Source organism: Streptomyces sp. P3 (assembly GCF_003032475.1).
Taxonomy (GTDB): domain Bacteria; phylum Actinomycetota; class Actinomycetes; order Streptomycetales; family Streptomycetaceae; genus Streptomyces.
Genome location: NZ_CP028369.1, coordinates 3,909,149 through 3,917,114 on the forward strand (window position 1 = coordinate 3,909,149; position 7,966 = coordinate 3,917,114).

A 7,966-nucleotide genomic window follows, 5' to 3' on the forward strand; every position below is an offset into this window, starting at 1 on the left:
AGGGGGCGGGCTGGAGGGAAGCAGCCCGCCCCCGGCGATGGTGGGTCAGGACCCGGACGGCGGCTGGTTGGGGTAGACCCAGCTCGTCAGAGTCGGGGAGCCGGTAGCCGACGGACCGGTGGAGGGCGGCGGCGAGGCAGCGGGACCAGCGGGCGGCACAGCACCTACGCGGGTCAGGCTGCTGCCGGGAATCGACGCTCCAGCGGGCTGGCCGGCGGAGGGAGCGCCCCCCTCGGAGCCTTCTGCTGCGGTGTCGGCAGGCCGTGTGATCAGCGCGGGGATGCCAGGGCGCTGGATCAGGGCACGGCCCTTGTCGCCGGAGGCGTTCGGGTCCTCGCCATACCGGAAGCGGGTCTGCGGCTTCGGGGGACCGGCGGCGATGCCCTCTTTGCTCAGGTTGCCGCCTGTGGGGTTGAAGCCGGAGGCGACACCGTCACTGCCCGCGCCGGGGACCTTGTTCGGCCCCTGCGGAGCCGGAGTGCCCGTGCTGGCCTGCATCGCGAGGCTCCCCGCGGTCTTGGCGGCGCCCGCAGCGACCGCCATGCCGGCGACGCCGGTACGGTGCAGGTCGTCGTGTCCGCCGCCGTCACTCGCCCAGTGGACGAACTTGTAGGTGGCGTAGGGGCAGAGCAGGACCAGGACCATCACGACGATGCCGGCCATCGCGTCGGACAGGGCGGCCATTCCGTCCTTGGCGTCGGACTTGCCCATGGCCGAGACGCCGATCAGGAAGACCACGGTCATCAGCAGTTTCGACACGACGAGGGTGGCGGTGGCCTCGATCCAACCCCTCCGCCAGCGTTTGGCGACCTCCCAGCCGCCGCCGGATCCGGCGAAGACCGCGAGGGCGACCATGATCAGGACGCCGACCTTGCGGGCGACCATCACGCCCCAGTACATGAAGGCGCCGATCGCACAGCCGAGGCCGACCAAGGCTGGGATGGTCCAGCCGAGGGCGTACATCGGCCCGAGTTCGTTGACCTTGATGACGCGTCGGATCGCGTCGTCCACTGAGCTGTTGGCTGCTTGGAACAGCCCGTCGGACAGGGCGTCGACCACCGTGATGGCCACGGAGGTGAAGGCGACGGCGCAGAAGGAGAAGAGGACGCCGGTCATCGTGCCGATCGCTGCTTGAGCGAGGGCGCGTTCGTCGCGTCGCCAGGCCGCGAGCATCAACTGGATGCAGAACGTGCCGACGGTCAGGGCGAGACCGATGGGCAACAGCAGCTCGTAGTTGTCCCGGAACCAGCCGGCGTTGAGATCGATGGCGGTGGTCTCGTTGACGGCTTTGGCGGCGAGATCGGCCGCGCTGGCGGCCAGCTCACCCGCTGACTTCGCGATCCACGCCCCGATGCCGTCGGTGACCGTCCCGGCGGGGTTGGTGGCGAAGTCGACGGCGACGCAGACCTTGTCCATCAGCGGAAAGTCGCAGACTCCCATGGTGATACCTCCTTTCTCGGGTGGGGGTCAGGGAGCGACGGCCGACAGGACACCGGCCAGGGCGCAGGGATGGGAGGGGCGGCACTGGACCGCGAGGGTGGTGACGCGGTTCTCGGTGCCGCCGTGTGGCGAGCCGTTCCAGGCGATCGACTGTTTGCCGGAGACCGTCACGGCGTAGACGTACGCGGTGGTGATCGCCCCGGGGTCCGCTTGGAGGGCCTGGGTGAACGAGTCGGGGAAGTGCGCCTCGTTCACCTTGGCGGTGGCGAACTGACCGTTGGCGGCCATCTCCTTCCACAGCACGCGCGAGGGGACGAGCGCGTCGACCGAGGCGGTGTCGGCGTACTTCTTCTCGCTGGTCAGCCACCCCCGCAGGGCAGCCAGCAGCTCGTGCTGGGAGTAGGCGCGCGTGTCGTACGACCACAGCGCCGCGGCTGCCGCCTTACCGAAGGCGATCGGGTCGTGCGTGGACGGGGGAACGGGCAGGTTCCCACGGCTGTCATGCGGAGGTGACGAAGCGGAAGCAGGAGCGGTCGGGGAGGACAGGAAATCCGAACTCGCATGCTCCGTAGGGACCTTGAGTGAGGTCCTGCCGTCGCGGGTGAGGTAGGCGGCCAGGCCGGCGAGGGCGACGAGCACCACCAGGACAGCGGTGCCGAGCAACGCCCGGCGGCGCACGCGAGACGCGCCGCCGGGATTTGTGGAACGGGGAGACATCAGTGGACCTGGCTCCCCAGCGTGCTGAAGAACGCCACCACACCGTTGGCGGCGCCCAGCAGGAGGGCCGCGCCGGCGCTGACCAGCACTCCCTTCTTGCCATTCGCCTCGGCCTGGTGGCCGCCGGAGTGGTGGCCCCAGGCCCACACGCCCGCGCTGACGGCGAGAGCGCCGACCACGACGATGATCCCGAAGAGGTTGATCGAGCCCATCACCTGCTTGAGGACCGCCAGGCCCGGGAGCCCGCCCCCGTTCGGATTGATCCCGGGGTCGTAGGCGAGCTGGACGACTTTGTCGGCGAGAAACATGGTTGTGAACTCCAGTTCGATTAAACGCAGGCCAAAGCCCGATGGGCGAAGCCGGCGCAGGAAGAGGGGGCAGGAAGAGGGAGGGAGAGAAGTGCCGGTCAGACGATTCGGCGGGCCGCGAGAATCTGCGGCTTCCAGGACGCGAGGGTCGCGAGGCGGACCACGTCGCCGGTGTGCGGGGCGTTGACGATCAACCCCTGGCCGATGACCATCCCGACGTGTTCCGGGACTTTGGCAGTCCCCTCGGTGAAGACGAGGTCACCGGGCTGGAGAGCGTCGACCGATACCGGCTTGCCCTCCTTGACCTGCGTGTACGTCGTCCGCGAGAGGACAACCCCGGCGGCCTTGTACGACTGCTGCATCAGGGAGGAGCAGTCGCATCGGCCCATGGGGTCGCTCCCGTGGGAGTCGGTGCAGCTCCCACCCCACTGGTACGGGGTGCCGAGTTGGCCGAGCGCCCAGCGGATCGCCGTCTGGACCTTGGGCGGAGCGTCAGCCGGAATCTTGTATCCGGCCGGCACTGCGCCGGGCGGGATGGTTCCGAAGTCGGTGCCGTCCCCATCGGCCGTACAGCCGCCCGCGGCACTCGGCGGAGCACTGGCCGTGCTGTCCGAGCCGGATGGCGAGGGACTCGGCGACGTGTCGCCGGCCTTCGACAACAGCGGCTCGATCGCCTGCTGCAAGGCGGTGGCCAGGGGCTCCCACTTCGCGTAAGCCTCGGGGAAGCCGGACTTCTGCACCGCCTGGGCGGCCTGGGTGACGGACAGGGACTGCCAGCCCGAGACCTTCTCCAGTGCCTCGTAGAACATCGTCGAGGCGTGCACCGGGTCAAGGATCTCGTTCGCGGTGCCCCAGCCCTTCGACGGTCGCTGCTGGAACAGGCCCAGTGAATCGCGGTCGCCGTAGGTCAGGTTCCGCAAGCCGCTCTCCTGCAGGGCGGTCGCCAGGGCCACGATCTGGCCCCGGGCCGGGATGTTCATCGCGACGCCGGTGGCCTGGATGGTCTTGGCGTTGGGGATCTGCTCCGCCGGGTCGTCGAGGCCCGGCACGGAGACCGTGCCCTTGCCGCCGCCGTCCAGGATCGCCTTCACCTGAGCGGCAACGGCCGAGGTATCCACAGCCTGCGGACTGCCGGTCGAGCAGGAGGCCGAAGCGGTCCCGGCCCCGACTGCGAGGATCGGAACGGCCAGCAGAAGCGGACCGGAGGCGAAGAGACCGACGACCGCTCCGGTGGATTTCTTCATCGCCGCCGCCGTTCGCTGGGGCGGACACCCCGGCCGGGCAACTGTGTTGGATCAGGACGTGGGCGTACCAGGGCGTGCTGCATCGCAGCGGCTCCTCGCTGTTCGTAGGAGGCGCGGTGCCGACTTCTCGTGCAAAGCCGTCGGCACCGCGCCGATGTGAATCCGCCTCTCAGGGCGGGCCCGGGTCAGGGGAGTTGGTAGCTCCCGGGCGCCGGGTTCAGGCCACGCGCGGCAGTCAGCCGCGCTCGTAATCTCAGGTGGTGCACCGGGTCTCCTCACGGGCTTCGGGAACGGGGTGTCAACGCGCCTTCCGGCCCATGCCCTTGGACACGGCAACACGGATCAGCACAGGTCAGCGATGGTGAAACCGGGCTCCGCCTCGGTGACTTGGCGAGACAGTAGACCGGGATTCCGGCCGCACCAAACGACCCCCGAACCCGGGCCCGAAGCACTGCACGGGCTCGTTAGGTGCGGCCGGAAATCGCGGCTACCCTCCGGCGCAACCCCGCTCCGAACGGCCGCTGTTGACCGTCGTCCGGAGCTGGTCCAGTCCCGTCGTGCCCTGAAAGAGGCCCTGCATATGAGCTACACGCTGCACCGAGGCGACGCCCTCACCGTGCTGAAGACCGTCCCGGACGAGAGCGTCAACGCCGTCATCACGGACCCCCCGTACAACTCCGGCGGACGCACCAGCTCGGACCGCACCGGGCGTACCGCCCGCGCCAAGTACGTCACGGCCGGATCGGCGCACGACCTGCAGAACTTCCCCGGCGAGAACCGCGACCAGCGCAGCTATCGAAGCTGGCTGACCGCGCTGCTCACCGAGGCGTACCGGGCCGCGACCGAGCACTCCGTCGCCATGGTCTTCTCCGACTGGCGTCAGGAGCCGACCACGTCCGACGCCCTGCAGATGGCGGGCTGGACCTGGAGCGGCACGATCCCCTGGATCAAGCCCGCCAGCCGGCCCCGCAAGGGCGGGTTCAAGCAGTCGGCCGAGTTCATCGTTTGGGGCGTCAAGGGCAGCCTCGAAAAGGACCGGGACCTCTACCTGCCCGGCCACTTCATCGCCTCCCAGCCCCGCAAGGACCGTGTCCACATCACCCAGAAGCCGGTCGAGATCATGCAGCAGCTCGTGCAGATCTGCCCCGAAGGCGGCACCGTCCTGGATCCCTTCACCGGCAGCGGTTCCACAGGCGTCGCCGCCTTGCGTGAGGGCCGGCAGTTCGTGGGGGTCGAGCTGTCCGCGCATTACGCCGAAGTCGCTGAGGCGAGGCTCCGAGCGGAGCTGACCCAGGGGGACTTCGTCCTGGCAGGACCGGAGGCATGAGTATGAGAGCGACCGGACCGGGGCCAGCGGACGGCAGACGGACAAGGGCGGCTGGTGCATCGAGAAACCGATGCACCAGCCGCCCTTCCTCTTGCGTCAGGCCGCCTCGAACGCCCGCCGGATCAGCGGTCCAGCCTTCTCCAGGTCGGCTGCCGAGGCGATACGCACCTCCAGTTCACCCGTGCCGAGGTGGCCGATACCACGCATGTCGCGCAAGAAGCCCTCCTCCAACTCGACCGTGTCCGGGTCGACCTTTAGGTAGACCAGGATCGCCTCGTGCTTCGGGCGGAAGATGACGGAGGCGACGTTCACCATCCGGCGGTAGGCGATGTAGTGCCGGAGCTGAGCCACCTCGACCTCGCCCCAGGCGGTGAGGGCCTCATCCAGCTCGGCGTACAGGTCCTGCAGGCAGCCAGGAACCGCACCCGCGGCGGCGGCAGTTGCCTGAGCGGACGTCTTCCTGCCTTTGCCAACGGCACCAGACGTGAACTCCCGCTCGCGGTTCTGGCGCCGGTCCGAGACCGGTCTCGTGGATCCGGGAGTGGACTCGATCAGCAGCAGGCTCAGCAGCCCATCCTCGAAGACGCGGTAGCGCACCAGGTCGACCCGCTCGCGCAGACGGTGCACCGCGACTCGGTCGTGGTGCGAGAAGCCAGCAGCGATGCAGACCATCCGAGGGTTCCGCCAGTCGATCGAATCGGCGGCCTCGGAGCCCAGCTTCTCCTTGACCAGCGCCTCGAACTCGTGACGCGCGGAGTCCAACCACGACAGGTAGGAGACCGCCTGCGACAGGACACCGCTGTCAGCGCCTTTCTTGTACTCGATCAGCGCAGGTGTGCCGTCCTCGTCCAGGCCAAGCGAGTCGATCCGGCCCCGGTGCCAAGGCCCGGTCGGATACTCCGACGCCAGGAAGCGGATACCGAGCATGCCCTCCATGCCCGCCTCGACCCGCCGCTGCAGCTCCACCTCCAGCGTCACCGTGGAGCCCCGCAGCTCGACGTCCTGGCCGTCGGCATCCAGCCGGAACAGCTTCAGGTCGGTCACCAGCGTCCCTCTCCGCGATCACTACAGGAAGAGCAATTGAAACGATCTTGCGGGTATTCCAGAGTGTCGGGTCGAGGAAGCATGCAGCACGGGACCAGCCGCCGGGTCCCGCAGATGCGGGTTGCCGAGCAACCTCAGGAAGTCCGCCGAGCAAGCCCTGCCAGCCAGCACGGTCTCCTCGATAGCCTCCACGACGGAGTGGTCGAAAACCGCGGAGTACGGCTTGCCGTCGGCGACTCAGTTCCTCGCAGACAAGCGACGGAGCGAGCCTGAGCCGACGCTCTGCAAAGATTCCGTCCTCGTCCAGCACTTCGGGCGGCTCCCTGTCGTCAACGGACCCGGTTGGGGTATGTGGACGGTCTCCGCGGTCGTCTCGTCGATCTCCTACCTGTATGCCCGGTCGCCCTCGTAGATGCAGAAAGACAGAGCATCCCCGCCGTGGGCAGTGCGGTCCCGTCGGCGGCGGTCACCTCGCCGAGATTGATCTGTCGGACGCCGGCAATTCCGGCTGATCTACTGCTTCCCCCTGCAACCGATAGGCACATCCGTTGGCGGGCTGGGCGTTCCGACCTTTCCGGTGCTGGGGTCTGGGGTGAACACAGCAGTGTTCTGGTCGGCAGCGCCGAATGACCGGAAGGGCCCGACTACCTTGTGCAGGGGTTTACCGTGGTAACTGTAATCGACCTGCAGGGACCATTCGTAGTTGCCATGACAGGCGGATACGTCGACGCGGATGATCGCCGGGTCCGTAGAGCTGACGGTGAATCCAGATCCGAGCGGGTTTGTTCGCGCTGGCGGCTCACTTGGATCGCTCTCCCCGCCACCGATAACGCCGCGGTCGACAAGTTTGGGTGTGTCCAGATCCAGGTCGAAGACTCGATCCTTGATGTCGCCGCAGCCGCCCTGCGTCAGAGCTACCCATTCGGGCGGGCCGATTTTCTTGGGGACACGGGTGGTTAGGTGAAGCTCGTCGACGGTGACGGACTCCGTGCCCTCAGCGCTCAGGTCCAGATAGAGAAAACCGCTGCCCCACGTGCCACCCTCGTTGCCTGGCGTGGTCACTTCCGATCGGAAGTCCTGCTGAGAGGGATCGAACTGGGCCAGAGGTTTGCCGCCAGCCGGCATTGCAACGGAGGTGGATCCATCGCAGACCTTGGCCGTGGGCCACTTGTGGGTCACCAGCAGGGGTCCTCCTGGCGTCGGAGCCGATGGCGACTGCGCCTTCTGTGAGGGCGCATTGACCGAGTTTCCTCCACCACAGACGGAGCCCCCCGAACACTCATTGCTGGAGCATCCCAGCAGCAGGCCGCCAGCACACACCAGCAAGGCGGCGCTTAGGCCGATCGGGAGCTTCATCTGGTCGACTCCTGGCCGGCGGTCCGATCGGCGGTCGGCCCAGGTGGATTGCCGAAGTTGGTGTCGTTGTCGTGACCGCAGACAGCTTGGTTACTGCACTCATTCCGATCGCCGCCGATGGTATCCGTGGCGAACAGCGCGACCAGCGTGCCAACTATCGCAACGACCGCGGCTATGGCCGCGCGCCACACCTGTGCGCGTTGCTGTCCGGACATGGGCATGCCGACCTCCCCCTTGGTCGCTACGGGCGCAGCCACGAGCCTGCCGTGCCTCAGTATGCGCAACTTCCCCCATTCAAGCGGCCGTTTCACGTGTTTTCCGGGTCTATTCTGCATCGTCCGGGATGGAGGGGCGCCGTTCAACTGTTGGGATCCGCCTGCTGTTGGCGTGATCGAGAAGAGCATCACGGACGGGAGATCATCTTCTGACGAGGGTTGTGCGTGCCGACGTCATCGTGCGGCAGGGGCATCGCGCGACCATGCTGGGCTGGGTGATGGGTCCTGACTCGGACGGCCTCGCGCAGGAGGCAA

At 67.8% G+C, this 7,966-nt stretch carries 8 protein-coding genes; 2 read left to right on the forward strand and 6 right to left on the reverse strand.

Going from position 1 to position 7,966, the window contains the following annotated elements; translation table 11 throughout:
- Positions 1–45 precede the first annotated feature (45 nt).
- From C6376_RS17585 to C6376_RS17600, 4 genes are all read right to left on the reverse strand, one after another.
- The gene (locus C6376_RS17585; RefSeq protein ID WP_107444280.1) at positions 46–1,440 is read right to left on the reverse strand and encodes an ATP-binding protein; all 1,395 of its coding nucleotides are present in this window, start codon (positions 1,438–1,440) and stop codon (positions 46–48) included.
- Between the two features lie 27 nt (positions 1,441–1,467).
- Positions 1,468–2,157, reverse strand: coding sequence for a hypothetical protein (locus tag C6376_RS17590; RefSeq protein ID WP_173985668.1), 690 nt, complete (start codon positions 2,155–2,157; stop codon positions 1,468–1,470).
- Complete coding sequence (locus C6376_RS17595) at positions 2,157–2,465, reverse strand: DUF6112 family protein (RefSeq protein WP_107444282.1); 309 nt, start codon at positions 2,463–2,465, stop codon at positions 2,157–2,159. Before C6376_RS17595 ends, C6376_RS17590 begins: the two co-directional genes overlap by 1 nt.
- A gap of 98 nt (positions 2,466–2,563) precedes the next feature.
- Entirely contained in the window at positions 2,564–3,709 is a 1,146-nt protein-coding gene (locus tag C6376_RS17600; protein ID WP_107444283.1) for a C40 family peptidase, read from the reverse strand.
- A gap of 580 nt (positions 3,710–4,289) precedes the next feature.
- Here C6376_RS17600 and C6376_RS17605 point away from each other — a divergent pair.
- The gene (locus C6376_RS17605) at positions 4,290–5,036 is read left to right on the forward strand and encodes a DNA methyltransferase (RefSeq protein ID WP_107444284.1); all 747 of its coding nucleotides are present in this window, start codon (positions 4,290–4,292) and stop codon (positions 5,034–5,036) included.
- A gap of 96 nt (positions 5,037–5,132) precedes the next feature.
- Here the strand turns inward: C6376_RS17605 and C6376_RS17610 are convergent, their stop codons facing one another.
- On the reverse strand, positions 5,133–6,080 hold the full coding sequence (locus tag C6376_RS17610) for a DUF5655 domain-containing protein (RefSeq protein ID WP_107444285.1): 948 nt from the start codon (positions 6,078–6,080) through the stop codon (positions 5,133–5,135).
- A 513-nt stretch (positions 6,081–6,593) separates the two neighbouring features.
- The gene (locus C6376_RS43860) at positions 6,594–7,259 is read right to left on the reverse strand and encodes a hypothetical protein (protein ID WP_159083225.1); all 666 of its coding nucleotides are present in this window, start codon (positions 7,257–7,259) and stop codon (positions 6,594–6,596) included.
- 248 nt (positions 7,260–7,507) lie between these two features.
- On the opposite strand from C6376_RS43860, the gene C6376_RS43865 reads away from it, so the two are divergent.
- The gene (locus tag C6376_RS43865) at positions 7,508–7,864 is read left to right on the forward strand and encodes a hypothetical protein (protein WP_159083226.1); all 357 of its coding nucleotides are present in this window, start codon (positions 7,508–7,510) and stop codon (positions 7,862–7,864) included.
- Positions 7,865–7,966 lie beyond the last annotated feature (102 nt).

Bases quoted from the DNA above. Each gene is read 5' to 3' on its own strand.
- C6376_RS17590 (WP_173985668.1), bottom strand. From the start codon at position 2,157: ATGTCTCCCCGTTCCACAAATCCCGGCGGCGCGTCTCGCGTGCGCCGC.
- C6376_RS17595 (WP_107444282.1), bottom strand. From the start codon at position 2,465: ATGTTTCTCGCCGACAAAGTCGTCCAGCTCGCCTACGACCCCGGGATC.
- C6376_RS17600 (WP_107444283.1), bottom strand. From the start codon at position 3,709: ATGAAGAAATCCACCGGAGCGGTCGTCGGTCTCTTCGCCTCCGGTCCG.
- C6376_RS17585 (WP_107444280.1), bottom strand. From the start codon at position 1,440: ATGGGAGTCTGCGACTTTCCGCTGATGGACAAGGTCTGCGTCGCCGTC.
- C6376_RS17605 (WP_107444284.1), top strand. From the start codon at position 4,290: ATGAGCTACACGCTGCACCGAGGCGACGCCCTCACCGTGCTGAAGACC.